We start from the raw sequence: 25,541 nt of genomic DNA, 5'->3' as shown, positions 1-25,541 counted from the left end.
TCCACCCCGGTCGCGCCGCCGCATTCCTGCTCATACGCTCCGAAATGTGACGTCATCCTCGATCAGGAGCCGGCCGCGGCGCGCGACCCCGCACATATCCGTGCGGGTGGCGCACACGCTGCTGGGCGGGCTGGCCGGGGTGGCGTGGCTGGTGCTGCCGGGGATGACGCACGACGGCGGGGCCGTGGTCGTGGAGGCCCGGGCGGGGGCCGTGGAGAAGGCGGCGGTGCAGGAGGACGACTCCTCGGGCGCCGACCTCGTCCTGCCTCTCCTCGCGGTGGGGGCCGCGGGGGTGATCGGGGGGTACGCGTATGTGCGGCGGACGCGGCGCGCCCGAACCCGGACCACTCCCGCCACGGCCCTCGTCGGACCGTGGACCCCCTCCACCGACGAACTCGACCGGCAGGCCCGCGCACTGCTCGTCACCGCCGACGACTGCGTCCGCACCAGCCGTGAGGAACTCGGCTTCGCCGAGGCACGGTTCGGCGCGACCCCCGTGGCCCCCTACGCACGGGCCGTCCGGGACGCCGAGGCCGAACTGACCGCCGCCTTCCGGATACGGCAGCAGTACGACGACGGCATACCGCAGGAGCCCGCCGCCCGGCAGCACGCACTCGCCGGGATCGTCGGCCGGTGCGAGGAGGCCGGGCGCCGACTGGACGCGGAGGCGGCCGGCTTCGACCAGCTGCGGGCCCTGGAGCGAGACGCGGACGAGGCCCTCAAGATCGCCGAGGACCGCTTCCGGGCCCTGGCCGCCCGGACCGCGTCCGTCGAGTCGCTCCTGGCCGGACTCCGCCGCCGCTACGCCCCCTCGGCCACCGCCGCCGTCACCGGCCATGCCGAACAGGCCAAGGACCGTCTGGTGCTCGCCACCCTCCGCCTCAACCACTCCCGCCAGGCCGCCGACCGCCGGGACCCCGACCTCGCCGCCGCCCATCTGCGCACCGCCGAGAGCGCCATACCCCAGGCCGCGGTGTTCCTGGACGGCATCGAGCGCCTCACCACGGAGCTGGCCGCCGCCGACGCCCTGACACCGGCGGCCCTGACCGGAGCGGAGGCGGCGATCGCGGGCGCACGGGAGCGGCTGGCGACCCTGACGGAGGCCCCCGCCGAGATCCCCAGCGGCGAGCTCTGGGCCCGGATCCTGCATTCCGACGGCGCCCTGGCCGCCGTACGGGACGCACGGACCACCGGGCCTTACGACCCTCTCGACGGGCTGCGCCGGATCGCGCGGTCGGCCGCGCCTCTGACGGCTGATCCGACGACCGGGGTGCTGGGTGCCGCCGCCCTGCTCGTGGCCCGCAGCGCCGTCGCCGGGGCGGGCGACTTCGTGGCGACCCACCGGGGCGCGGTGGGCGCGGCCGCCCGCACGCGGCTGGCGGAGGCGGAACGGCTGCTCGTGGAGGACCCGTTGGCCGCCGACGCGTACGCCGGGGAGGCCCGTGACCTGGCCGAGCAGGACGTACGGGTGCACGGCAATCCCGTCGAGGGGGCGGCCGCGCACGAGAGCGGGGTGGCCGGGGCGATCGTGGGCGGAGTCCTGCGGGACGGCGAGGCACCGGGGAGCTTCGGCGGCCCCCGCACCCGGGAACGCCGGGCACGGCTCTGACCGGGGCGCGGCCGCCGTCGCCCCTCAGAACAGGCTGAGCAACGCCTCCGCCGGATCCGCCAGGCCCGTCTCCCCGTCCGGCAACGGCAGTTCGAACCAGACGGTCTTGCCGCGAGGCGTCCGCCGGGAACCCCACGCGGCGCTGAGCAGCCCCACGAGCTGCAGGCCCCGCCCGCCTTCGTCCGTGTCCCGCGCCCGCCGCCGCCGGGGCTGCACCAGCCCGGAGTCCCACACCTCGCACACCAGCGTCCGGTCCAGCAGCAGCCGCAGCCGGATCTCGCCCTCGCCGTACCGCAGCGCGTTCGTCACCAGCTCGCTGACCAGCAGTTCGGTGGTGTCGACGAGCGGTTCGAGGTCCCACGACAGCAACTGCCCGCGCGCGTACTCCCGGGCCCGTCCCACGCTCCGCGGCTCGCGCGGCAGCGTCCAGTCGCCGACCGAGTCCGTCGGCAGTCCCTGGACCCGCGCCATCAGCAAGGCGATGTCGTCCTCGCCGTGGTGGGTGTCGAGGGTGTGGAGGACGTGGTCGCAGACGTCCTCCAGCGGCCGGGTCGGGTCGGTCAGCGCGCCCACGAACGCCTGGAGCCCCTCGTCGAGGGGGTGATCGCGGCTTTCGACCAGTCCATCCGTGTAGAGCGCCAACAGAGCACCTTCGGGAAGTTCGACCTCGACCTCCTCGAAGGGCTCGCCGCCCACACCGAGCGGCATCCCCGGCGGCACGTCCAGCATCAGCGCCGCCTCCCCCGGCTCCACCAGCACCGGCGGCAGATGCCCGGCGTTGGCGAAGGTGCAGCGGCGGGTCACCGAGTCGTAGACGGCGTACACGCAGGTCGCGAGGTACACCTCGGACAGATCCGCCTCGCGGGGGCGGCGGGCCGCGCGGGTCGCCTGCTGGACGCCACCGGGCGCCCCCAGCCCCCGCGCGATCTCGTCCAACGCGCTCAGCACTTCCGCCGGTTCGAGGTCCAGCAGTGCCAGCGTACGGACCGCGGAGCGCAGTTCACCCATCGCCACCGCGGCGCGCAGACCGCGCCCCATGACGTCCCCGACCACCAACGCCGTACGGTGACCGGGCAGTTCGATCACGTCGAACCAGTCACCGCCGACCTCGCTGGGCCGGTCGGAGGAGGAGTTGCCCGGCAGATAGCGGCAGGCGATGTCCAGCCCGGAGGCCACCGGGTCGCCCGGGGGCAGCAGCGACCGCTGCAGTATCAGCGCCCGTTCGTGCTCCCGCCGGTACAGCCGTGCGTTGTCGATACAGACCGCTGCCCGCGCGGCCAGCTCCACCGCCAGATCCCGGTCCCGGTCCCCGAACGGCTCGCTGCCCTTCGTACGGGAGAACTGCGCGAGACCCACCACGGTGTCGTGGGCGACCATCGGCACGGCGAGCGTGGACTGGACCAGGCCGCCCTCCTCGGCCGGGATGAACTGCGGGCGGGCGGTGCGCAGGGCGTCCGCGCAGGGGGAGTTGAAGGGGAAGTGGTGAACGGCACCGACCGCGACGGGCGGGCCCGAGCCGAGGAAGGGGGCATCGGAGACGGCGCTGGCGAAGGCGACGCGGCGGAGTTCGGCGCTGCCGTCGGCGAGCCCCGGCGGGGTCTCGTCGCCGGCCAGGAGGCCCTGGTAGAGGTCTACGGTCGCCAGGTCGCAGAAGCCGGGGACGACGACGTCGAGGAGTTCGCGGGCGGTGGTCTCCAGGTCGAGGGAGTTGCCTATGCGGGCGCCGGCCTCGTTCAGAAGGGCGAGATTGCGCCGTGCCGCGGCCGCTTCCCGGGCTGCCGCACGACGGGAGGTGATGTCGATTCCGAGCCAGGCAATGCCGATGGGGCGCCCTGTGCCGCTGTGCACGCGGTAGAGGTTGATGGACCAGTGACGGCGGTCGTCCGAACCCGGCACGAAGCCCGTGACGTGCATGTCCGTGATGGAGTTGCCGGTCTCCAGGACCCGGCGCAGGGTGGCGGCCACCCGCTCGGCCTCCGGGCTGCGGAGATAGTCGTGGACGCCGCGGCCGCGGTGGTCGTCCGGAGTGCCGCCGAAGGTGCTGGCGAACTGCTGGTTGGCGCGGCGGACCCGCAGATCCGTGTCGATCAGCAGGAAGCCGAAGGGAGATTGACCGAAAATCGACTGCGAGGCGGCTAGGTCGGTCTCAATCCGGCGCAGTGTGCGGACGTCCACGACGATACAGACGGCGGCCCGCTCGCCTTCCTCCGTCTGCGTGGGCATGACGTAGACCTCCGCGAGGCCTTCCTCGCCCGCCTCCCGGTCGGCCGACTCCGGCACCCGGAAGGGGACCACCCCGGTCCACTCGCGGCCGTCGAGGATCTCCGCCATCTTGCGCTGGCCGACCTCGCGCTGGGCGGGGTGGATGAACGCCTCGATGGGGTCCATGCCGACGGCGCGGTCCGCGGGGATGCCGAAAAGCTGCTCGGCGCGCAGGCTCCACTGGTCGACGAGGCCGTCGGGGCCTATGGAGAAGGACGCGACCTTGATGTAGTCGTAGATGGAGCCGGGCGGGCTGCTCTGCCACATCGCGTCGCCCACGGCCTCGCCCGTGGCACCACGCGCCGCCTCCGCCGCGGCATCACCCGCGGCGGGTGACCTCGCGCCGTCCGACGGGTCCTCGGACTCCGTGGCCTTCGCTGGTATCTCGCTCACGCGAACCGTCCCCTCCAGCTCACCGCGTCCGGCACCGGTCACCGGCAGCGGCTGCCCGCAGTATCCAGCACTACGGCGCCGCACAACACGGTGTTCACGATCACAGCACGGTCCCAGCGTTTTTTGGACCGCACCGCGAAAACACTTCCAGTCTTCTAACCAGCCAACACGCTGTCGAATCACGTACTCCGGCACCCGCCAGTGGCCTGAACCAGTCGGTGGACAGTGCCGGCCGTGCCGTACAGCCCGTAACGGCCCTGAATCATCCCGGTACGGCGAGTTCGAACCACACCGTCTTGCCCTCCTCACCAGGTCTGGTGCCCCAGCGGCGCGAGGAGTGGGCGACCAGTTGCAGACCCCGGCCGCTCTCGTCCTCGGGGCGGGCGACCCGTTCCCTCGGCGGGTCCGGAAGGGGGTCGGAGACCTCCACCAGCAGGACGGCGTCGAGGCCCGTGGGGCGGACGAGGCGCACGCCGATGGGGCCTGTGGCGTGCCGCAACGCGTTGGTCACCAGTTCACTCACCAGCAGAGCGGTGATGTCGGAGACGCTGTCCAGGTCCCAGTCGCGCAGCCGGCCGCGGACGGCTGCGCGGGCGGCGCGTACGGCGCCGGGGTCCGCGGGGAAGGTCCAGTCGGCGCAGTCGCCTTCGGTGTCGATCACGCCGATCACTTCCCAGGCCACACCCATGTCTGGTTTCGTGGGGTTAATGGGCACATACCCGATATCAGGCGCGCGTTACCGTGCGGGACGGCGCGTTGTGGTGCGAACGGCGTAGCGGGGGGCGTCGCGGCCCCGCGCACGCGAGAAGAGCGCCTACAGGCGCCCGGCGATTTCCCGGACCGCCGCCACGTCCTGGTCCAGCCACGGCACGTCCCACAGTTCCGCCGCTGTCAGCCAGCGCAGGTCGTCGTGGTCCTGCAGGGGCTTGGGGTCGGGCGAGCCCGGGAGCAGTTCCGCCGTCCAGACCTGGAGGACGTACGGCTCTCTCAGGGGCCACTGCCCCGGGATCCGCTCCCCGGCCGCCACCTCCACGCCGAGTTCCTCCCGGAGCTCGCGCACCAAGGCCGCCTCCGGGGTCTCGCCGGGCTCCACCTTGCCGCCCGGGAGTTCCCAGCGGCCGGACAGTTCGGGGGGTGCGCTGCGGCGGGCGGCCAGGAGGCGGCCGGTGTTCAGGAGGGCGGCTCCCACCACCACGATCGGTTCCGTCATGCGGCGGAGCCTACGGGAGGGAGCCTGCGGTCAGTTCGCCGTCGCGCTGCTGCCGTTCTGGCCGATGCGTTCGACCCAGTAGAGCTGCTTGTGGCCGCGGCTGTCGAGGCTGTCCGCGATCTTCTGGGCCTCGGCGCGGGTGGCGTAGCGGCCCACGCGGTAGCGGTTGCCGTTGTCGTCCTGTCGTACGACGAGCCAGGGAAGAGTGATCGTGCCGTCGTTCACCGCACCCCACCGCCCCTTCCCGCCCCGGCCTTCGCTCGCGGCTCTCGTCGTACCCCGCCCGCTAAGGAAACCGCAATCCGCATATGCCCGAGCCTACGCCTAACCTTTACGCACCGAATACGGATTCTCACAAAGAGGTACGCAACCAGCCAGAACGCAGGGGGCGCACGACGGCGAACGCGCCGTGCGCGGGCGGGAATGCGTCCGGTCAGCGCGGTGTGGGCAGGCCTGGGGTCACCTGCGAGAACGGCCAGATTGCAACGCCCGGCGCATGAGGTCCGTTTGGACGGGTACTGAGGGCAACTGCCGAAGCGGTGTGCGCTACTTCACCGGAAGGTGATAGGCGACCCGATAGCGGTCCGCCGGGATCACCACGTCCGCCGTCTCGACGGGACGGCCCGAGGCGTAGAACGTGCGGTGGACGACCACGACGACATGGCCGGGGACGCCGCCCAGCGCGAGGAGTTCCTCGGCGAGGCCGGGGCGGGCGCCGACCTCCTCCGTCACGTTGTCCACGATCACGTCGATGGCCCGCATGCGCTCGACGACGCCCATACCGCCGAGGGGGCCCTCCTCGGGGAGCATCACGGGGGTGCGGCCGGTGACGGCGAGGGGCTCCCAGGAGGTGGAGAGCATCATCGGCTCGCCGCTGTCCCGGTAGACGTACTTGGTGCACATCACGCGGTCGCCGGGGCGGATGGCGAGCCGCTCGGCGACCGCGACACTGGCCTCGGTCTGGGCGCTGCTGGACTCCCAGGTGCCGCGCGACTCGGCGTCGGCCTGCTCCTGGCGGAAAGGGGTGGCCCCGCCGTCCGGACGGAAGCCGGAGCGGGCGACCCGGCGGGGCACGGGGCGCTCACGGACATAGGTCCCGGAGCCGGAGCGGCCCTCGACCAGACCCTCCGCCATCAGGACCTTGCGCGCCTCCAGCGCGACGGTGTCCGAGACGCCGTACTCCTCGCGGATTCTCGCCTGCGAGGGCAGGCGGGTGTGCGGTGGCAGCGAACCGTCGGCGATCTTCTTGCGAAGATCACCCGCGACGCGCAGATACGCCGGCTGCTCACCGAAAGTCACTGGCCGCTCCCATCAGGTTGTACAGACAGCAACAGCGTGGCAACCGTGGGTTCCGCCATGCAAGCAAAGGCCAGGGAATCACTCGATGTAGTGACATGTGCCCGCGTCGGGCTTTACGCAGGCACTTTCTCCCCGCTATGGGGGCGCTCACACATCGAGTTCGCCTTCGCCTCCACCGCCGCTCCCTCCGCCGTCCTCCTCGTCGTACGTCGGCACGGTGGTGGCCAGGCCCAGAGCTTCGCGGGCGGTGACGGTGCTCGCGCCGTCGACGAACTCGTAGGCGAGGTCGTAGTGCTCGTAGTACGTGTCGACGTCCTTCGCCTCGGCGGCCTTCGTCCACTCCTTCCCGGCGGCCTCCATGCCCTTCAGGAAGTCCGCGACCGGCTTCTCGGCGCCGGCCGGCCAGGAGTGGCCGCGCAGCGCCTCGGCCTGCTCACCGAAGGCGGTGCCGACGTCCCCGGCCCATTCCCGGTTGGCCCGCAGATCGTCCTCGGCGTAGTCCACGGGCTCCTCGTAGAGCACCGTGTCGACGGCGTTGGCCGCCTTCAGGAAGGCGATCTGGTCGGCGTCGAGGGTCGTGGCGTCGTTGCGGAGGGAGCCGGTCAGGCTGTTCTTCTCGTCGACGTTGCCGAACACACAGGTGATCTCGCGGTCGCCGTAGTCCCAGCTCTCCTCGGAGGGCACGAGGTAGTAGATGTCCACGTCCTCCGGCACGGCCCAGACGTCCATCGCGTACGTCTCCCGCAGCGTGTAGCACTTGTCCTCGGCGGTGTCGGTGAGCGCGTCGTCGCCGGGGAACGATCCGGCGGGCAGCTTCTCGACGGCGAACACCTCGCCGTGGTGCTCCTGGGAGCAGGGCACCTCGTCGACGTCGTAGGCCTCGCCCGTCAGAGCGCCGGTGCCCGAGTCGAAGCAGTCGCCCTCGGCGAGCGCGTAGGCGGTGCCCTGGCCGCTCGCGGCGTCCTTGAAGCCGGCCCAGAACTCGCCGGCGGCGCCGGTGGTCAGCGACAGGGTCCACAGCGCCAGACCGACCGAGGAGAGGATCGACCCCGCGATCGCCATGCCCCTGCCGCGCTCGCCCTTCCTCTTGATCTGGCTCAGGGCGATCAGTCCGAGGACCAGACCGACGGCCGGCAGGAAGCAGAGGACGCCGAGGACCAGGGCGGCGATGGCGACCCCGTTGACGGGCACGGGTTGCGCGTAGCCGCCCCAGCCGTAGCCCCAGGGGCCGGGCGGGGTGTAGGGGCCCGGCGGGTACGGCCCTTGGGGCTGGTGGGGGCCGGGGGGTGGCGGTATGGACACGGGTACCGTGCTCCTGGTTCGGGCTGGTGATGCTCGGGGGAACTTGCGTGCGACTGGGCGCATGGTAAGCGCGGGGCTGGTGGGGGCGGTATGGCGGTCACGAATACGACGATCCGGGCGGTCAACGGACTGACCGCCCGGTGGGCGGACGCGTCCGGGGGCGGGACGGTGTTCTCGGCGGCCGGGGTGTGGCCGTTGCTCGCGTTTCTGGCGGACGGGGCCGGAGGCGCGGCGCGGGACGAGCTCGCGGCGGCCGTGGGGATGTCCGCCGGTGAATCGGCCGCGGCGGCACGGGAGTTGCTGGCCGGCATGGATCGGATGCGGGGGCTGGACTCGGCGCTGGGGCTGTGGACCAGGCGGACGCTGGAGCTGCGGGAACGGTGGGAGGCGGGACTGCCGGCCGGGGCGCACGGGGTGCTGACGGGGGACGCGGCCGTCGACAAGGGGGCGCTGGACTCCTGGGCGGCGAAACGGACGGGCGGGCTCGTCGAAGAGATGCCCGTTCTGCTGGACCGCCGCACCGAGATGGTGCTGGCGAGTGCGCTGACGCTGCGGACGGACTGGCTTCGGCGGTTCCGGACCTGGCCGCTGTGGCCGGACGCGGGGCCGTGGCAGGACCGGAGGCTGACGGGGCTGTACCGGCGGTCCGAGCTGCTGGACCGGATCGGGGTGGCCGACACGCCCCACGGCCGGGTGACCGAGCTGAAGGTGCTCGGCGACACCGCCATCGACGTCCATCTGCTGCTCGGGGAGGAGGGCATGACGCCCGGGCAGGTGCTCGGGGCGGGCGTGGGCGTCCTGGAGCGGCGGCACCCGGTGGTCCCGGGGCCCCTGCTTCCTTACGGCGAGGTGGGCCCGGGCCTCCTGGTCCGGAAGGTCCGCAGCGTGACGCCGGATCCTCCGACCCTCCACGTGACCACCGCGGCGTTCGGCATGCGGGCCGAGCACGACCTGCTGGAACTCCACCGGGTGTTCGGCCTCACCACGGCGATGAACCGTGAGCGACCGCACTTCCCCGGCATCAGCGACCAGCCGCTGGCCGTCGGCTCCGCGAAGCAGTCCACCGTGGCGGAGTTCGGGAAGCTCGGCTTCCGTGCGGCCGCGGTGACCGCGGTCGGCGTCGCCGCCGGCTGTGCCGCCCCCGCGTTCCGCTGGGTGACGACCAGGATCGACGCCGCCTTCGACCGTCCCTTCGGCTTCCTCGCCCTGCACCGCCACACACGCCTCGTCCTCGCGGCGGGCTGGGTCACCGACCCGACGGCGTACCCCGAGGACCCTGAGTACGACGAGGAGGACGAGTACGACGGGGAGGACGCGCCCTTCTGATCCGCGCGACACGGCTCGTCCTCGCGGCGGGCCGGGTGACCGACCCGGAGCCCGCCGCGAGGACGACCTGTCATGACGTACTCAGCGACCGTCTAGAACTGCAGCGCCCAGGCGTCGATCCGCCCGATGTCCTGCGCCGCGTTGTCGCTGACCCGCAGCCGCCACGTGCCGTTGGCCACCTCGGAGGAGGCGTTCACGGAGTACGTGGTGTCGATGTTGTCCGAACTGCCGCCGGTGCCGTACGCCTTGAGGGTGTACGCCGTGCCGTCGGGGGCGATCAGCTGGACCTGGAGGTCACCGATGTAGGTGTGGACGATGTGGACCTCCACGGCCAGGGCCGAGGGCGCGTTGCCCGTGACGCCGGAGACGGTCACCGGGGACTCGACGGTGGAGTTGTCGGCGATCGCGTAGTCCCCGGTGTTCTCGAAGCGCGGTCCTGGCGGGGTGACGGTGCCGCCCGGCACGTTCAGGAGCCGGTTGGGCGAGCCGGAGCCGGGGCTGGTGACCACACCGGTGGAAGCGAGGCTCACCAGCGCCGAGGACACCTGCGCGGGGGTCGCCGACCGGTTGTCCGCCAGGTACAGCGCCGCCGCGCCCGCCACGTGCGGGCTCGCCATCGACGTACCGGAGATGGTGTTGGTGGCGGAGTCGCTCGTGTTCCATGTCGAGGTGATGGACGAGCCGGGGGCGAACAGGTCGAGGACGGAGCCGTAGTTGGAGTAGCTTGCCTTGGCGTCGGTGGAGGTCGTGGCGCCGACCGTGATGGCCTCCGTGACGCGGGCGGGCGACCTGGTGGAGGCGTTGGTCGTCTCGTTGCCGGCCGCGACGGCGAAGGTGATGCCGGAGGAGATGGCGTTGCGGACGGCGGTGTCGATGGCGGTGTCGGCGCCGCCGCCGAGGGACATGTTGGCGACGGCCGGCTTGACGGCGTTCGCGGCGACCCAGTCGATGCCCGCGACGACCTGGGCGGTCGTACCGGAACCGGAGTTGTTCAGGACGCGGACGCCGACGATGTTCGCCTTCTTGGCGACGCCGTACGCCGTGCCCGCGACCGTGCCGGCGACATGGGTGCCGTGGCCGTGGCCGTCCTGGGCGGTGTTGTCGTTGTCGATGGCGTCGTAGCCGTAGCGGGCCCGGCCGCCGAAGTCGCTGTGGGTGATGCGGACGCCCGTGTCGATGACGTACGCCGTCACGCCCGTGCCCGCGGAGTCGGGGTAGGTGTACGAGCTGTTCAGCGGGAGCGACTTCTGGTCGATGCGGTCCAGGCCCCAGGAGGGCGGGTTGGTCTGGGTCGCGGCGATCGAGAAGGTGCGGTTCTGGACGACGGAGGCGACGGCCGGGTCGGCGGCCAGACGCTTCGCCTCGGCGGCGGAGGCCTCGACGGCGTAGCCGTTGAGGGCCTTGGTGTAGGTGCGCTCGATGTCGGCGCCGTACTCCTTGGCGACGGCCTTGCCCTGGGCGGAGCCCGCCCTGGTGCCGGCCTTGAGGGTCACGATGTAGCTGTCGGCGACGGCGTTCGCCGCGCCTTCGTACTGGACACGGCCCTCTGGGGCGGCCGTGGCGGGGAGGGCGGAGACCAGGCTCGCGGCGAGGGCGGCGGTCACGGCCGCGCCGAGCACTGCGTATCTTCGATTACGCATCACTGCCATCTGAGGGATCCTCCTCGATCGGTGGCGCATTCGACGGTGAACTAGATGTGCTCATGTCAAATAGCTGTGGGGTTGCTGTGCGCCCGCCGAAAGATTGATGCCTCCACAGGAATTGCACAAGAGGCCCTGCACGGCCGATCTACGCTGCGCACATGACCCCACTGCCGGACTGTTACTGCCCCTCGGACGGCACCCGCGTCCCCGGCGGGTCGCTCCTCTGGTGCTGCCCCGTCTGCCGCGGGCCCCTCGACCTGGACTTCCACCCGACTCCGGCGCCCCTCAAGTCCCTTTCCGGAAGGGCCAATTCCTTGTGGCGGTACGCCGAGACGCTCCCCCTGGGCGCCCCCTCGGTCTCGCTCGGCGAGGGCCGTACCCCGCTCGTGCCGCTGCGCGACGGGATCTCGGCCAAGCTGGACTTCCTGATGCCCACCCTGTCCTTCAAGGACCGCGGGGCCGTGCTCCTCGCCGAGCTGGCCCTGCGGCTGGAACCGCGCCGGGTGATCGCGGACAGCAGCGGCAACGCGGGCACGGCGATCGCCGCGTACTGCGCACGGGCGCGGCTGCCCTGCACGGTGTACGTCCCCGAGGGCACCTCGGCGAAGAAGCTGGAGCAGATCGGGGCGCACGGGGCACGCCTTGAGGTGGTCGCCGGTGACCGCGAGGCGGCGGCCACGGCGGCCCGCGCGGCCGCGGACGCGGAGGGCACCTTCTACGCCTCCCACGTCTTCAACCCGTACTTCCTGCACGGCACCAAGACCTACGTCCACGAGCTCTGGGAGGACCTCGGCGGCCGTCTCCCGGACGTCCTCGTCGTCCCCGTCGGCAACGGCACGCTCCTGCTCGGAGCGGCCCTCGCCGTGGCCGAGCTGCACTCCGCCGGACTCATCGACCGCCGGCCCGCCCTGTACGGGGTCCAGGCGGCGGCGGTCGCTCCACTGGCCCATGCCTGGCAGGAGGGTTCGGAAGACCTCGCCGGCACGACACCGACGGCACCGACCCTCGCCGAGGGCATCGCGATCCCCCGCCCGCCCCGCGCCCGGCAGATCCTGCGGGCGGTACGCGAGTCGGGCGGCACCTTCCTGACGGTGACGGAGGACCAGATCCGGCACGCCCAGCGGGACCTGGCGTCGATGGGGCTGTTCGTGGAGGCGACGGGGGTGGCGTGCTGGGCGGCGGTACGGGAGGGGGCGCTCGGGGAGCGGAGCGGAGTGGTGCCGTTGTGCGGGGCGGGGTTGAAGTCGGGGCTGGCGGGTGGGTAGTCGGGGGCCGTGTGCCCGGGGGGTCGCGTGGTTCGGGAGCCGCATGACTGAGGGGTCGCGTGGTCCGGGAACCGCATGACCGAGGGGCCGCATGACCGAGGGGCCGCATGACCGAGGGGCCGCATGACCGAGGGGCCGCATGACCGAGGGGCCGCATGACCGAGGGGCCGCATAGCCGAGGGCCGTGTGGCCGAGGGCCGTGCAGCCGGGGATGTCCCGGATCCCGTCCGGCGCGGTTCGACCGGGCGGGGTCCGGGTGTCGTCGTCCCTCGGTCGTCGAGCCGTCAGGCGTCGAAGCCGGTCGACCGGGTGCTCTTCTCCCACGCCAGGACGTCCTCGCGGACCTGGTCGAGGTGGCCCAGCACCGCCGTCACGCCGTCGTCGCCGAGCGGGAGGCGCAGCGGGGTGCGGTCGGCCTGGAGCGCGGCCAGGATCACCGCCGCCGCCTTGGCCGGGTCGCCGGGCTGGGAGCCGTCGCCGCCGGCGACGAAGCCGCGGGTGCCGCTGACCTTGGCGTACACCCCGCTGTCCGCGCTGACGCCCGCACGGTCGGTCTCGAAGAGGGAGGTCCGGAAGGCGCCCGGCTCGACGATCAGCACCTTGATGCCGAACTCCTCGACCTCGTCCGCGAGCGCCTCGGACATGCCCTCCAGGGCGAACTTGGTACCGCTGTAGGCGCCGAAGCCCGCGAAGGACATCTGCCCGCCCATGCTGCTCATCTGCACGATCGCCCCGGAGCGCCGCTCGCGCATCGACGGCAGTACCGCACGCACCAGGGCCGCCGGTCCGAAGACGTGCACGTCGAACAGCGCGCGCAGCTCCTCGTCCCCGGTCTCCTCGAACGCGCCGACGTGGGTGCGGCCCGCGTTGTTGACCAGTACGTCGATCCGCCCGTGCCGCGCCACCACGTCCCGTACCGCCGCCTCGGCGGCCGCCGCGTCGGCGACGTCCAGCCGCAGCGCCTCCACCTGGTCGGGGTGGGCGGCCACGAGGTCGTCCAGCGCCTCGGGCCGGCGTGCGGCGCCGACGACGACATCGCCCTCGGCGAGGGCCGCCTTCGCGATCTCCCGCCCGAAGCCGCTGCTCGCGCCCGTGATCAGCCAGACCTTGTTCATCTCGGATCCCCTGTCCTTGAGTGGCTTATGAACCAGCCTGCTGCGGAAGTCCGTTGCCCGTCCAAGACCCGCGGTGATAACCGGTTGGCATGACACCGGACGTCCATCTGCGGGACCTGCGCTACTTCCTCACCGTCGCCGAGGAGCTCCACTTCACCCGCGCCGCCGAGCGGCTGTACGTGTCCCAGCCCGCGCTGAGCAAGCAAGTGCGGGCGCTGGAGCGGCAGTTGGGAGTCGAACTGTTCCGGCGTGACCGGCACGGTGTCACGCTCACCGCAGCCGGCGAGGCGCTGTTGCCTCACGCCCGGCGGCTGTTGGAGTCGTGGGCCGAGGGGGCGGCGGCACTGGAGGCGGCCCGGTCGGCCCAACGCAGCACGCTGGTCGTGGGGATGAGCACCAGCCCGGGGCGCGGCGGCCTGCTGCCCGCCATCCGGTCCCGTTTCACCGCGGCCCACCCGGACGCCGTGCTCCGGGTGCGGCAGGTGAGCTGGGAGGACCCGACGGCGGGCCTCGCGGACGGGGACGCGGACGTCGCCTTCTGCTGGCTGCCGCTGCCCGACGCCGGGCGCTACGCCTGGACGGTGGTCGCCGAGGAACCCCGGCTGATCGCCCTCCCGGAGGCCCATCCCCTGGCCGCCCGCGCCGAGCTGGACTTCGCCGACCTCACCGACGAGCCCTTCCTCGCCCTGCCCGAGAGCGCCGGTCCGCTGCGCGACCACTGGCTGGCCCTCGACGAACACCCCGGCCGCGCGGTCCGCGTGGGCGCCGAGATCGCCGGCACCGAGGAGACGTACGAGGCCTTGGTGGCCGGCCTCGGCATCTGCCTGGTGGCCGCGGGCAACGCCCCGCTGATCACCTTGGGCGGGGTGGTGACACGGGCGGTGCGCGGGGTGAGCCCGAGCCGGTATGCGCTCGCCTGGCGCAAGGGGGACCGCAGACCGCTCGTGGAGGCGTACGCGCGGGCGTGCCGGTCGGTCGCGGAGGCCTGACGGGGCAGGTGCCTCGCGGCGCGTCGGGGCTGTCTACGATCCCCGCATGAGTACGTGGAGGAGGGCCCTGGCTGCGGCGGGGGTCCGGGATCCGGAGCTGCGCGGCGACTACGACGCCCAGCGGCGGCTGGTGGCGCGCTTCCGGCGCAGTTCGTATCTGGCGGCCCGGCTGCTGCTGCCGGCGCCGGTGCTGCCGCACGTGGTGGCCGCGACGGCCGTCATGCACCACGGGGACAACCTCCTGGACACCGGCTCGCGGCCCCAGCGGGTCGCGGCGTGGGCATCTTGGGAACAGCGGGTGCGCAAGGCCCTGGAGACGGGGGTGGGCGACGATCCGGCGATCCGCGCGTTGCTGCACACCGTGGCCGCGTATCCGCGGCTCAGGGAAGCGCTGGAGGACTATCTGGCCACCGCCACCGCCGAATTGGAGTTCACCGGCTTCACGACGGAGGCCGACTTCCAGGCGTATGTGGACGCCTACTCGCTGCCCGCCTTCATGCTGGTCGGCACGTTGCTGGGACCGGAGGCGGACGACGGTGGGTACCGGGCCCTGTGCCGGACCCTGATGGAGGGCAGCCAGCGCCTGGACTTCGTCAACGACCTCGCCGAGGACCTGCCGGAGGGCCGTCTCGGCATCCCCGCGGAGACTCTGGCCCGCTTCTCACTGACCCCCGAGGACCTGGTGGCGGGCCAGGCCCCGGCGGGCCTGCGCGACTTGGTGAACGACCAGATCGACGCCGCCCGCACGTCCCTGGAATCGGCCCGCGAACTGACCGCCCTGGCCGCGCCCTGGGGTCGCGCACTGGTGAACGCGGTGATCGAGATCGAACTGCTGACGGCGGACGCGGCGGCGGCACGGGGAGCGGGACTGCTGAACGGCTCCGCCGGCCCACCCCTGCCGGCCACCCTGCGCGTCCTGCACCACGCCCGCAAGCTGCGCCGGACGACGGCTTGACCACGGGCCTCCCGAGGACGGACAGGGGCGTCGCCCCGTTGACGATCTCGTGGCCCTGCCCCCGTCGATCCACAGGCGGCGGTCATCACCTGACCATGCCCGGCCGTCCCGGAAATTCCCCTGGTGAAGCCAGTGTTCGACCGGATCAGCGCGGCTGTCCGAGAACGTCGTCGATAACCATCGGCTATGGATGCCGGGTGCTCTTCTCCCACGCCATGACGCGGGTACGTGGCGGCCTGCGCCGCCGTCCGGTCCAACCCCGGCTGAGGGCACCGTACTTCAGGCACAACAGGAAGCGCTCGCTGTACCCTGTCGCCACTGTGTGTCAGGAGCCGCCGAGGCAACACGGGGGGACAGGGCGGATGGTCCAGACGGTGCAGCCCCACAGCAGCCGGTCAGGGGACTTCGAGGACGAGGACGAACAGCGGCGGCTGTCGGTGTTCCATCTCGTCGGTCTCGCGGCCGGCGGAGTGATCGGTTCGGGCTGGATCCTCGGCACCCACGAGGCGTACGAGAAGGCCGGTTCGGACGCCTATCTGGCCTGGGTCTTCGGCGGCCTGCTCATGCTCCTCATCGCCGCGGTGATGGTCGAACTCGGCACCGCCGCGCCCAAGACCGGCGGGCTGGTCTTCCTGCCCCTGCAGAGCAGCGGCGCACTGGTGGCGACGGTGGTCGCGGCCGGGCTGTGGATCTTCTACGCGATCAACCTGGCCAGTGAGGCCGTCGCGATGACCAGGGGTCTCGACGCCGGGATGAAGGGCCTCCTGGACAGTTCCGACACCCTGACCCTCAAGGGCTGGGTGTACGCGCTGACGTTCATGGCGGTGATCGCCGCGGTCAATCTGATCGCGCCGCGGATCTTCTTCACCATCAACTCCTGGCTGACCGTGGTGAAGATCGCCGTACCGGTGCTGGCCGTCGTCCTGCTCATCGTGGCCGCCGTCCACGGCGACGCGGCCCCGGCGCAGCACGACCCCAAGGGCGGCCTCGGCACCGACGCGGCGCTGCGCGCGGTGGTCACCAGCGGGGTGATCTACGCCTATGTGGGCTTCCAGGGGCCGCTCGACCTGGCCGGCAACATCAAGCGGCGCGGGATAGGCGAGGCGGCCCGGCTGCGGCGGGCGGTGTTCGGGACGATCATCGGCTCGATGATCCTGTACATAGCGCTCCAGGTGGTCTTCACCGAGTACTGGGTGACGGGCGCCGACGAGTCCAACCCGTACGCCCATTTCGCCAGGCTCGCCGGGCTGATCTGGCTCGGCTGGCTGCTCAGGGTCGTCGCCGTGGTCTCCCCCATGGGCGCGGGGCTCGTCTTCGCCCATGCGGTGACCCGTGAGGTCGCGGCGCTCAGCCGGGCCCATCTCACCCACCGGGGCCTGCAGACCGCCCGCAAGGCCACGCTGAACCGTCGCTACGACGTCTACTGGCTGGTGCTGCTCGTCGACTTCTTCGTCGCGGGGACCGTGCTGGTCGCGGTCGGCGGCAGCTGGCAGACCCTCGTGGAGATCACCGGGGTCCTGACCCTGGTCGTCTACGCCGTCCCGGGCGTGGTCCTCGTGTCCCTGCGGGACCATCTGCCGGTCCGCTCCCGGGTCCGGCAGCGCTTCCACGAGATCCTGGCGCGGACCAGCTTCGCCCTCATCGCGCTGATCCTGCACCGGGCGGGCTGGGGGCCCATGTGGCGGGGCATGCTGACCCTCGCGGTGGGCTGCGCTCTGCTGCTGTGGCTGCCCATCCTGGCCCGCCGGCTCCCCGCCTTCGGACGGGTCTACGACGCCAAGGTGCACGTCACGCTGTTCCGGGACTGGCGCACCAGCCCCGCGGCCCAGGCGGCGCTCTGGCTGATCGGCCATCTCGCGGTGCTGACCCTGCTCACCTTGGTGAGCGACACGTCGTTCGGCGAGGACTACGAGGTGCACCTCGGTGTCCTGGCCGTCGTCACGGCGCTGGTGTCCTTCCAGGGGCTGGTCACCGCGTCCCGCAGACACATGGCGGAGGTGCGGCCCATGCTGCCGGGACCGGCGGCTAGCGCAGCGAACGGATGACCTGCTTCGCCTCGTCGTGGAAGCCGCCGTCACGCAGCACGCGGACCGCCTCCTCCCGGCGGTGTGTGTCGGACCAGCGGCCCACCGTGGCGCGGAGCAGGAAGTGCCGGTCGTCCACCGGGAGTTGGCTTTCGCACAGCTTCCCGACGATCACGACCACGTCCTGGGGGGTCACCCGCTGCTCGTTCTCCAGGCAGCGTTCGAGCAGGTCCCAGCCGTCCTTGCGCAGCGCCTCGCGCAGGTCGGGGTCCGTCTCGTCGTACAGCTCGGCGGCGATCTCGGCGATGAGCGCGCCCGAGCCCGCGGACCGCCGTACGGAGTCCGGTGGGTCCGCCAGCTCCTTGCAGGCCCGATAGACGGCGTCACCACTCCTCGCGACGCGCAGCCCCCGGACGTATTCGACGAACAGCCCGGTGTCCGCGTCCTGTTCGAGGATGTGCACGGCGAGCCGCTGAGCGATGGTCTGGGCGGCGCGGTTGCGGTCCCGGGTGCCCTCGATTTTGCCGAGCAGGGCGACCAGGTCGGCGCCGGTGCGGCCCTCGGTGTGCACGGCGGCGGCGATCCGCAGCAGCCTGCGGCACTCCGCGGAGGCGTTGACGTTGCCCAGGACCGTGTCCAGGCGGTCGAGTTCGTGCGGGGAGCGCGCCTGCCTCTTGTCCCCGCCGGCCACGATGTCGGCGAGCAGGTCCCTGGTCGTGCGGGTGAGGAGCTCGGACTCGTGCCAGAACCGTACGATCTCGGCGAGCTCCTCCAGGTTCTCCCGGGTCGCGGCGTGCCACCGGATCCCCTCGCACTTGTCGGTGAGCGACTCCTTCGCCAACTGGCCGCAGATCTCCACGATGTCGTACTGCGAGCGCCGCCGGCCGACGTGCCTCATGAGGCTGTCGTCGCGGTCCGTGCCGGTCGCGATCAGCTGGGCGACTATCCGGCGGGTGTCGTGCACACGGTCCAGGACCCGCAGCTGATCGTCGATCCACTCCTCCAGGATCCGTTCGGAGGGGCTGAGTTCATGGAGTGCTCCGGCGAGGTCCTGGAACTCCCTCGGGACGGTCTCCGACGCCTGCACGGAGTTGTCGCCGGTGATCGAGAAGAGCGCCCGGCGCAGCAGTTCGGCCGCCTCCTCAGCGCAGCCCTCGTCGCGCAACGCGATGTAGAGCAGCGCCTTGTCGAGGTTGGTGCGTCCCGAACCCGGGGCGGTGAAGACGCTCACCGTGCGGTCGACCATCTCCTGTTTGCCGGCCTTACGGCACTGCCGGATGAACACGGCGACGTCGAGGACGGTCCGCTGGCAGGCGATGTCATGGATGACGCCGTAGGTCAGCCGCAGGCTGTCGTCGTCGATGTCCTGCTCGGCGTCCCACTGTTTGATCGCGAGTTCCGCGGCCTGCAGGATGTTGCGGCTCAACGCGGCGGTGGCGAGCAGGGTGATGGCGTCCCTGGTGTCGAACTCCCGGGCGGAGGCGATGAGTTCGTCGATGGAGCGTCTCAGGGCGAAGGCGTACAGGGCCCGGATCGCGGTCGCGGGCCGTGGTGGGGAGCCCGGCTCGGAGCCCCCTTTATCCCCCTCCCGTATCGCCTTCACACGGCCCTGGAACTGCTCCACCGGGCAGTCGGCCACCCAGGTGTACGCGGCGCCGTAGGCGACACTCCACGTCTCCGCGTCCCCGCCGCCTCTGGCCTCCTGGCCGTCCTTCATACGCGCAGTGCCCTGTCCACCTGGTTCCAGTAGCGGGCGAAGGCCCGGGGTTCGGTGAACGCGCTGTTGGCGCGGGCGCCTATGTAGCCCGCGAGATGACGACTTGCCTCGTCCGACGCGCCGTTGAGGAGGGCGACGACGGCTCCCGTCTTCTGAGCGTCCTTCAGCAGTTCGTCCAGCCGGTCGTCCCGGTCCAGCATCAGGGTCCTGACCCAGTCCTCGGGGGCGACCGGGAGTTGCGGGGCGAGGTCGCGGCGGGCGGGCTCCATGTGGTTGGTGAAGAGCGGTGTGCCGTCCCGGGCGTCGTTGAGGGACATGCGCGGCACCTGGTGGCGGGCGCTGGGGCAGCGCTCCATCTCCTGCTTCACGGCCTCCCTGAGCAGGCCGATGGTGAGCTGGTGGTTGTGGTCCTTCGTGCCGTTCTGCAGGATGCGCAGCAGATGTCCGCTGAACGGTGTGCACTGCGCGAGGTCGCCGGGCAGCGAGGGGCAGCCGGCCGCGTCGGCGAAGTGCAGGTTCTTGACGGCCGTGAAGACACAGGTGCCCTCGTCCAGTTCACCGAGCACGCCCGGGAGCAGGGGCTCCTCACCCAGCTGCGGCAGCAGATTGGAGTAGCAGCAGTCGGCGATGAGCACCTTCAGCCGGGCCCTGGCCTTGCGCATGACCCGGTAGACGTACCAACTGGACAGCCAGGTCCAGGGTTTGTCCTGGAAGGAGCGGCCCACGGAGAAGTGCACCTGGGCGCCGGGAAGATCGCTCCAGTACTGGCCGTGGCCGACGTAGACGACCAGGAATATGTCCTGCGGTGTGGTCTCGTCCGCGGCCTGCTGCAGCGCCCGCATCACCCCGTCGGTCGTCTGCACCTCGTCCTCGCCGAGCACCCGGCAGCTGTCCGGCCCCCACATCCCGTCGGCGGCCAGCACCTCGCCGTACATCCGTGCGCTCGCGCCGATCGACGGGTGGCTGTCGATCCCCGAGTCCGCGGCGTAGCGCGCCGGACCGATCACGACCGCCCGGAAGGCCATGTCAGTCACCCCGTTCGGGGTCGGGTACGGGCGTGGGGTCGGGGTCCGGCACGGGCTCGGTGTCGATCCTCGCCTCCGGCGGTTCGAGCCGCTCCCGGCGCCACCGCTCGACGACGCCCTTCACCGCGGCCACCGTGGCCTCCAGGGTCATCTCGGCGCCCTTGACGGCCACCGCCACGAGGATGATCTCCACGATCCCGCTCGACAGGACGCGCCCCTCGGCGACCGGTTCCGGCCGCCACGACATCCGGGTCGCCGCCTCCAGCTCCGCGAGCATCCGGTCCGGGTCGTCCAGTCCGGTCAGCCCCTTGACCGAAACCGAGATCCTCGTCGCCATGCACAGCCTCCCCCGCGAGCCAACACCCGTATCAGCGTACCCACTTGGGCAAGCCTCATCCGGAGGACGGAAAGGGTCGCGGCAGCTTTGCCGGGGGCACGGAAGCAGCTCCGCCGGGGCGTGGAAGCGGAACTCGCCTCACCCGGGCGCCGCGCGCTCCCCGTCCGTCATGCCCAGCCGGGCCTGTTCCTCCTCGACGATCCGGCGGGCCAGCTCCATGTCCGAGACGTCGACCGCGTCCGGGGTGGCCTCGGCGACGGCGCTGCGGCGGGCGTACACGTCGAACAGGCGGGTCTTGTTCTCCAGCAGCTTCACCAGGCGTTCGTCGACTCCTCCGGTGGTGAGGAGGCGGTGCACACTGACCGGCCGGACCTGCCCCATGCGGTGGGCCCGGGCCACCGCCTGGTGTTCGAGGGTCGGCTTGATCTGGGGCTCGCACAGGACGACGACGGAGGCGGCCTGGATGTTGAGGCCGAGGCCCGCCGCCTGGATCTGCGCCAGGAGCACCGCCGGTCCCGGGACTGCGGCGAAGTCGTCGACGAGCCGCTGCCGCCGCACGGCCGGGACGCTTCCGGTCAGCGGGCCGAACACCCGCGCACCGTCGGCGGTGCTCTTCTCGCCTTCTGCCGCGAGCGCCGCCTCCACCGCCCCCAGCACATCCTTGAACAGCGAGAAGACCACCGTCTTCTGCCCGTTCTCGCCGGCCTCCCGGACGATCTCCCGCAGCCGGTCCAGCTTGGCCGACTTCTCGGGGCGTGCGTACGCGGCCCTGCGCATCGCCATGAAGTTCCCGGCGCGCACGGCGTCGCGATAGGCATCCTCGTCCGAGGCGCTGAGCTCCTCCCACTCGTCGGTGTGCTGGAGGCTGGGGAGTTCCGTCAGTACGTCCTGCTGGTTGCGGCGCAGATAGACCGGGGCGACGGCCTTGCGGAAGGCGACCGAGCCGCCCGGCGCGTTCCCCTCCCCCAGGGACTCCCCGAGATCGCGGTCGAGCATCCCGACCAGGTTGCGGAACTCCCCGACCCGGTTCTCCATCGGGGTTCCGGTCATGAACAGGGCGCGCTCGCAGTGCTCCGCCCACTGGGCGACCGTCTGGGACCGCTTGGCCTTGGGGTTCTTCACGGCGTGCGCCTCGTCGACGACGAGCAGTCCGACCTCGCCGCCGCCCGGCACCGGGAAACCGCGCAGGGCGTCGAACGTGGTCACCGCGACCCCGCCGCGCCCCTTCCAGTCGGCGAACGCCTCGCGCCGGTCGGGCCCGTGCAGCACGAAGGGGCGCAGCGTGCTGCGCGCCTCGATCTCCCGCGTCCAGTTCACGAGAACACCCGCCGGGCACACGACCATGAAGTGGCTCTGCCCCTCGGCGGCCAGGTGGGTCAGCACGGCGATCGCCTGGATGGTCTTGCCCAGCCCCATCTCGTCCCCGAGGATCACCTTGCGCTGCGCCAGGACGAACCGTGCGCCGAACGCCTGGTACCCGCGCAGGGACACCCGCCGCAGCGAGTCGTCGAGCTGCTGGCCCCGCACCCGCTCGGCGATCTCGTCCGGCAGAAAGCCCTCGGCGGCGGCCGTGTCGGGCGGCCGCTCGGAGATCTCGGCGAGCAGGCTGTAGTACTCGGCGGACCGCAGCTCGAAGTCCACCCAGGCCGCGATGTCGGTCGAGGGCCCCCGCAGCAGATCCACGGAGGCCTGGGCGAGCAACCCTGGCAGACCGGCCCGCTCCGCCTCGTCCGCCGCCGCCCGGATCCCGGCGACCGCCGAGAGCGCACGGGCCCGCTTCTCCCCGCCCGCCAGCAGCATCCGCAGGCGCCCGGTGACGGGCCGGGCCTCATCCAGCAACGGACCGAGCCGCTCCGCCAGGACGACGGCCCGATCCACCGCCCGCCGGGCCTCCGGCCCCGCCTCCACCAGCACATGCAGGGCCATGACCAGCGAGGTCGTACGGGGCTCCGGCCGGTCCACGTCGATATGGACGGCCACCGTCTCGTACGCCGCCTCGGAGAGCCGGCCGGCCGCGCCGAGGATGTGGTCGACGGTCCGCTTGCCCACGCCCGGGATCTGAAGGAGCCGGTAGGAGCCCGCTTCGAGCACCCGTCCGACCGTGTTAAGGCCGCTCTTCTCGACGGCCCCCAGCTGCAGCCGCCCCTCGGTGACGTCCCGCAGCCGGGCGATCGGGATGGCGTCGAGCTCCCGCTTCACCTCGGCGTCCATGATCGGCTTCAGCGCCGCCCGTACCGCCTCGACGGCCCTGCCGTGATCCCCGACCACGGCCTGCGCAGCCTCGTACAGCCGCGCTCCCCTCGCGACGACGTCCCGCTCCTCACGCCCCACGCGCCCCGCCCCTCTCGCACCGGCCCCAATTCTCCCCCGCGGGTCCCGAAACGTCGTCGGCCCCGCCAACAGGCGGGGCCGACGACGTTCTCGATGGGACCAGCCTGCACAAAGACATCGCCCATGGCCGGCGATCATGCCGGCAGAAGCTGACGCCGAGTCATTGACCTTCCCTTCGGAAGAGCTGCACCCTGTTCGGTCAGGCGAACTCCCCTGCGACAGACGGGCCTTGACCTCGGCCCCGGGTGGAGCTGTTCCGGCGTGACCGGCACGGCGTGGCGCTCGCGGAGGCAGGCAGGCAGGCAGGCAGGGCACTGTCGCCGCATGCCCGGCGGGTGGTGGACACATGGGCTGAGAGCGCGGCGGCCCCGTCGGCGCAGCGCAGCACGCTGGTCGTGGGGATGAGCACCAGCCCGGGGCGCGGGCGGCTGCTGCCCGCCGTCCGGTCCCGTTTCACGGCCGCGCACCCGGACGCGGTGCTGCGGGTGCGCCAGGTGAGCTGGGAGGACCCCATCGCGGGGCCGGCGGACGGGGACGTGGACGTCGCGCTCGTCCGGCTGCCGCTGCCGGACGCGGGCCGCTACCGGTGCACGGCCGTCGTCGAGGAGCCCCGGCTGGTCGCCCTCCCGGACACCCGCCCCCTCGCGGCCCGTCCCGAGCTCACCTTCGCCGACCCGGCCGGCGAGCCGTTCCCGGCCCTCCCCGAGAGCGCCGGACCGCTGCGCGACCACCGGCTCGCCCTCGGCGAACGCGCCGGCACGGAGGAGACGTACGAAGCCCTGGTCGCCGAGGGCAACGCCCCGCTGATCACCCTGGGCGGGGTCGTCACGCGAGCGGTGCGGGGGTGCGCGGAGGCGTGCGGGGCGGTGACGGGTGTCTGACGGGTTGCCGATCCAGCACGTCAGCCCTGTCCGTATCGGCGGTCGCATGGAAGGGATTCGGCGAGCAGCAGCACCAGGGGATGGAACCGGTACCGGTGGACGCCCTCGCCCGCCGAGGGCTCCGCGTCGAGCAGGGCCGCGTCGGCGAGTTCCTCGAGAACGCGCTGGGCCTGGGTCTCGGCGAGGCCCGTCGAATCCGCGAGGAGGCGGGCCGTGAACGGGCCGAGGCCCAGCCGGGCCAGCCACGGCAGCGCGGTCCTGGTGGCCTGGCACAGCTGGTTCAGCGGCTGCCCCAGCACGCGTCGCAGGTCGGCATCGCCGTACGAGAGCGCCTGCAGGCGGCCGGCCGGCTCGCGCAGGAGCGCCGACATCCGGTCGAGGGACCAGTGGGGGTGAGCGAGGAGCCTGGCGCCGGCGATACGCAGCGCCAGCGGAAGCCCCGCACAGTAGCGCACCACGTCGCGGGCCGCGGCGGGCTCCGCCGCCACCCGGGCCGGGCCGACGAGCGCGGACAGCAGGGTGAGGCCTTCCTCGTCGGACATCGGTCCCAGCGCCACCGTGTGCACGGCGGGCACCGAGGCGAGTCGGGTCCGGCTGGTGATCAGGGCGGCGGCGGCCGGGTCGGCGGGCAGCAGAGGAGCGATCCTGGAGTCCGAGCCCGCGCCGTCGAGGACGACGAGCAGCCGGCCATGTGCGGTACGGGCCCGGTAGCGCCGGATGAGCTCCGTGAGGTCCGAACCGCCCCAGGCGCTCTGGTCGCCCAGGTCGAGGAGGAGTTCGGAGACGACCTCCGTCAGCGGCCGGGGCGCGCCCTGCCCGTCCTGCAGGACGGCGTGCAGCACGCCGTCGGGAAAGCCGTCGGCGAGATCATGCGCCACCTCGGCGGCGAGCGCCGATTTGCCGCTGCCGGACATTCCGGTGATCTGCACGGTGCGACGGCCCTGACCGGCGCCGCTCAACAGCAGCCTCAGCCGGGACAGTTGGGCCGCGCGTCCCGTGAACGAGCCGACGCGGGGCGGCAGGAGCGCCGGCCGTCTGTCGTGCACCGGCAAGGGCTCGCCGCGCAGCATGGTCAGATACGCCTCGCTCAGTTGCGGCCCGGGTGCGACACCGAGCTGCTCGTCGAGGACCCGGCGGCCCTCCTCGTAGACCCGGACGGCCTCGGCCTGGTGGGAGGAGCGGTAGAGCGCGGTGATGAGGTACGCCCGCAGTGGCTCGGCCATCGGGAACCGGGCGACCAGGGCGGTCAGTTCGGCGATCAGGGTGCGATGGCGGCCGCAGGCGAGATCGGCTTCGATGCGCTGCTCGAGCACCTCGGTGCGCAGGGACTCCAGGCGGGGGCGTTCCGCCTGCAGGAGGTGCTCGGTGGTGTTGTCCAGCGGGTCGCCCGTGAAGCAGGCGAGCGCGTCCGCGAGCAGTTGGGCCGCCTGCGGGTGGCGGCCTTCCGCGAGGGCCTGCTGCCCCTTGCGCCGCAGCCACTCGAAGGTGAAGAGGTCGGTCTGCCCGGCCTCGGCGTGCAGCACATAGCCGGGGCCCTGCCGCAGGATCTCGGCCGCACCGCCGAAGTGCTTGCGCAACCGGGAGACGTATGTGTAGATCTGCGCGCTGTGCGTGGAGGGCGGGGTGTCGCCCCAGAGCATGTCGCTCAGGCGGTCGTCGGAGACCGTGCGGCCGCCTGCGAGCAGCAGGGCGGCGAGCACTGTGTGGATCTTCGTCCCGGACAACGGCAGCCGCTCGCCGTGCCGTTGCGCCGAGACCGGGCCGAGCAGGCGGAACTGCAGGGTCGGCACCTCACGCGAGGGAGTGCGGGGGTGCGCGGGTACACCTGCCGCCATGTCGGCGGTGGTTGTCCAAGCAA

The 25,541-nt window shown here is 72.2% G+C and carries 19 protein-coding genes and 1 pseudogene; 7 read left to right on the top strand and 13 right to left on the bottom strand.

The genetic code is table 11. From position 1 onward, the window contains the following. The first annotated feature begins 46 nt into the window (after positions 1–46). On the top strand, positions 47–1,609 hold the full coding sequence (locus PH203_RS32275; protein WP_289924471.1) for a hypothetical protein: 1,563 nt from the start codon (positions 47–49) through the stop codon (positions 1,607–1,609). A 24-nt stretch (positions 1,610–1,633) separates the two neighbouring features. Here the strand turns inward: PH203_RS32275 and PH203_RS32270 are convergent, their stop codons facing one another. From PH203_RS32270 to PH203_RS32245, 6 genes are all read right to left on the bottom strand, one after another. Next, positions 1,634–4,264 (bottom strand): SpoIIE family protein phosphatase, encoded by a 2,631-nt coding sequence (locus PH203_RS32270; protein ID WP_289924470.1) that lies wholly within the window; start codon positions 4,262–4,264, stop codon positions 1,634–1,636. A 262-nt stretch (positions 4,265–4,526) separates the two neighbouring features. Further along, the gene (locus PH203_RS32265) at positions 4,527–4,952 is read right to left on the bottom strand and encodes an ATP-binding protein (protein WP_289924468.1); all 426 of its coding nucleotides are present in this window, start codon (positions 4,950–4,952) and stop codon (positions 4,527–4,529) included. A 126-nt stretch (positions 4,953–5,078) separates the two neighbouring features. After that, positions 5,079–5,474: a (deoxy)nucleoside triphosphate pyrophosphohydrolase gene (locus PH203_RS32260; RefSeq protein WP_289924467.1), complete on the bottom strand. Its 396-nt coding sequence runs from the start codon at positions 5,472–5,474 to the stop codon at positions 5,079–5,081. 30 nt (positions 5,475–5,504) lie between these two features. Then, on the bottom strand, positions 5,505–5,699 hold the full coding sequence (locus PH203_RS32255; protein ID WP_289924465.1) for an SPOR domain-containing protein: 195 nt from the start codon (positions 5,697–5,699) through the stop codon (positions 5,505–5,507). A gap of 321 nt (positions 5,700–6,020) precedes the next feature. After that, positions 6,021–6,773, bottom strand: coding sequence for a GntR family transcriptional regulator (locus PH203_RS32250; protein WP_289924463.1), 753 nt, complete (start codon positions 6,771–6,773; stop codon positions 6,021–6,023). Between the two features lie 147 nt (positions 6,774–6,920). Beyond that, the gene (locus tag PH203_RS32245; RefSeq protein ID WP_289924461.1) at positions 6,921–8,075 is read right to left on the bottom strand and encodes a DUF4190 domain-containing protein; all 1,155 of its coding nucleotides are present in this window, start codon (positions 8,073–8,075) and stop codon (positions 6,921–6,923) included. Between the two features lie 90 nt (positions 8,076–8,165). Between PH203_RS32245 and PH203_RS32240 the strand changes: the two genes are divergently transcribed. Beyond that, the gene (locus PH203_RS32240; protein ID WP_289924459.1) at positions 8,166–9,401 is read left to right on the top strand and encodes a serpin family protein; all 1,236 of its coding nucleotides are present in this window, start codon (positions 8,166–8,168) and stop codon (positions 9,399–9,401) included. Positions 9,402–9,493: 92 nt separating this feature from the next. Here the strand turns inward: PH203_RS32240 and PH203_RS32235 are convergent, their stop codons facing one another. Next, entirely contained in the window at positions 9,494–11,050 is a 1,557-nt protein-coding gene (locus tag PH203_RS32235; RefSeq protein ID WP_289924458.1) for a S8 family peptidase, read from the bottom strand. Positions 11,051–11,202: 152 nt separating this feature from the next. Between PH203_RS32235 and PH203_RS32230 the strand changes: the two genes are divergently transcribed. Further along, positions 11,203–12,309: a pyridoxal-phosphate dependent enzyme gene (locus PH203_RS32230; protein WP_289924457.1), complete on the top strand. Its 1,107-nt coding sequence runs from the start codon at positions 11,203–11,205 to the stop codon at positions 12,307–12,309. A gap of 284 nt (positions 12,310–12,593) precedes the next feature. Here the strand turns inward: PH203_RS32230 and PH203_RS32225 are convergent, their stop codons facing one another. Then, positions 12,594–13,424, bottom strand: a complete 831-nt coding sequence (locus PH203_RS32225; protein ID WP_289924456.1) for an oxidoreductase — start codon at positions 13,422–13,424, stop codon at positions 12,594–12,596. Positions 13,425–13,513: 89 nt separating this feature from the next. Here PH203_RS32225 and PH203_RS32220 point away from each other — a divergent pair, with 89 nt between their 5' ends. From PH203_RS32220 to PH203_RS32210, 3 genes are all read left to right on the top strand, one after another. Next, a complete protein-coding gene (locus tag PH203_RS32220) occupies positions 13,514–14,413 on the top strand; it encodes a LysR family transcriptional regulator (RefSeq protein WP_289924454.1) in 900 nt (299 codons plus the stop codon). A gap of 46 nt (positions 14,414–14,459) precedes the next feature. Further along, positions 14,460–15,368 (top strand): squalene/phytoene synthase family protein, encoded by a 909-nt coding sequence (locus PH203_RS32215; protein ID WP_289924453.1) that lies wholly within the window; start codon positions 14,460–14,462, stop codon positions 15,366–15,368. 362 nt (positions 15,369–15,730) lie between these two features. After that, positions 15,731–17,413, top strand: a complete 1,683-nt coding sequence (locus PH203_RS32210) for an APC family permease (RefSeq protein WP_289924452.1) — start codon at positions 15,731–15,733, stop codon at positions 17,411–17,413. Here the strand turns inward: PH203_RS32210 and PH203_RS32205 are convergent. The 4 genes from PH203_RS32205 to PH203_RS32190 all read right to left on the bottom strand — a co-directional run bounded on the left by PH203_RS32205 (position 17,394) and on the right by PH203_RS32190 (position 22,802). Next, on the bottom strand, positions 17,394–19,109 hold the full coding sequence (locus PH203_RS32205; protein ID WP_289924451.1) for a hypothetical protein: 1,716 nt from the start codon (positions 19,107–19,109) through the stop codon (positions 17,394–17,396). The two genes, PH203_RS32210 and PH203_RS32205, sit on opposite strands and share 20 nt — an antisense overlap. Further along, the gene (locus tag PH203_RS32200) at positions 19,106–20,134 is read right to left on the bottom strand and encodes a caspase family protein (protein WP_289924450.1); all 1,029 of its coding nucleotides are present in this window, start codon (positions 20,132–20,134) and stop codon (positions 19,106–19,108) included. Before PH203_RS32200 ends, PH203_RS32205 begins: the two co-directional genes overlap by 4 nt. Position 20,135: 1 nt before the next feature. Beyond that, positions 20,136–20,471 (bottom strand): hypothetical protein, encoded by a 336-nt coding sequence (locus PH203_RS32195; RefSeq protein ID WP_289924448.1) that lies wholly within the window; start codon positions 20,469–20,471, stop codon positions 20,136–20,138. A 138-nt stretch (positions 20,472–20,609) separates the two neighbouring features. Next, on the bottom strand, positions 20,610–22,802 hold the full coding sequence (locus PH203_RS32190; protein WP_289924446.1) for a DEAD/DEAH box helicase: 2,193 nt from the start codon (positions 22,800–22,802) through the stop codon (positions 20,610–20,612). A 302-nt stretch (positions 22,803–23,104) separates the two neighbouring features. Here PH203_RS32190 and PH203_RS32185 point away from each other — a divergent pair. Continuing rightward, positions 23,105–23,647: pseudogene (locus PH203_RS32185) on the top strand (LysR substrate-binding domain-containing protein); the annotation flags it as partial. Positions 23,648–23,703: 56 nt separating this feature from the next. Here the strand turns inward: PH203_RS32185 and PH203_RS32180 are convergent. After that, positions 23,704–25,518 carry a BTAD domain-containing putative transcriptional regulator gene (locus PH203_RS32180; RefSeq protein ID WP_289924444.1) on the bottom strand — a complete coding sequence of 605 codons (1,815 nt, stop codon included), beginning with the start codon at positions 25,516–25,518 and terminating at the stop codon, positions 23,704–23,706. Positions 25,519–25,541 lie beyond the last annotated feature (23 nt).

Origin of the sequence: Streptomyces sp. S.PB5, assembly GCF_030403745.1 — a bacterium.
Taxonomy (GTDB): Bacteria; Actinomycetota; Actinomycetes; order Streptomycetales; family Streptomycetaceae; genus Streptomyces.
This window is presented reverse-complemented; position numbering and strand designations above follow the sequence as displayed.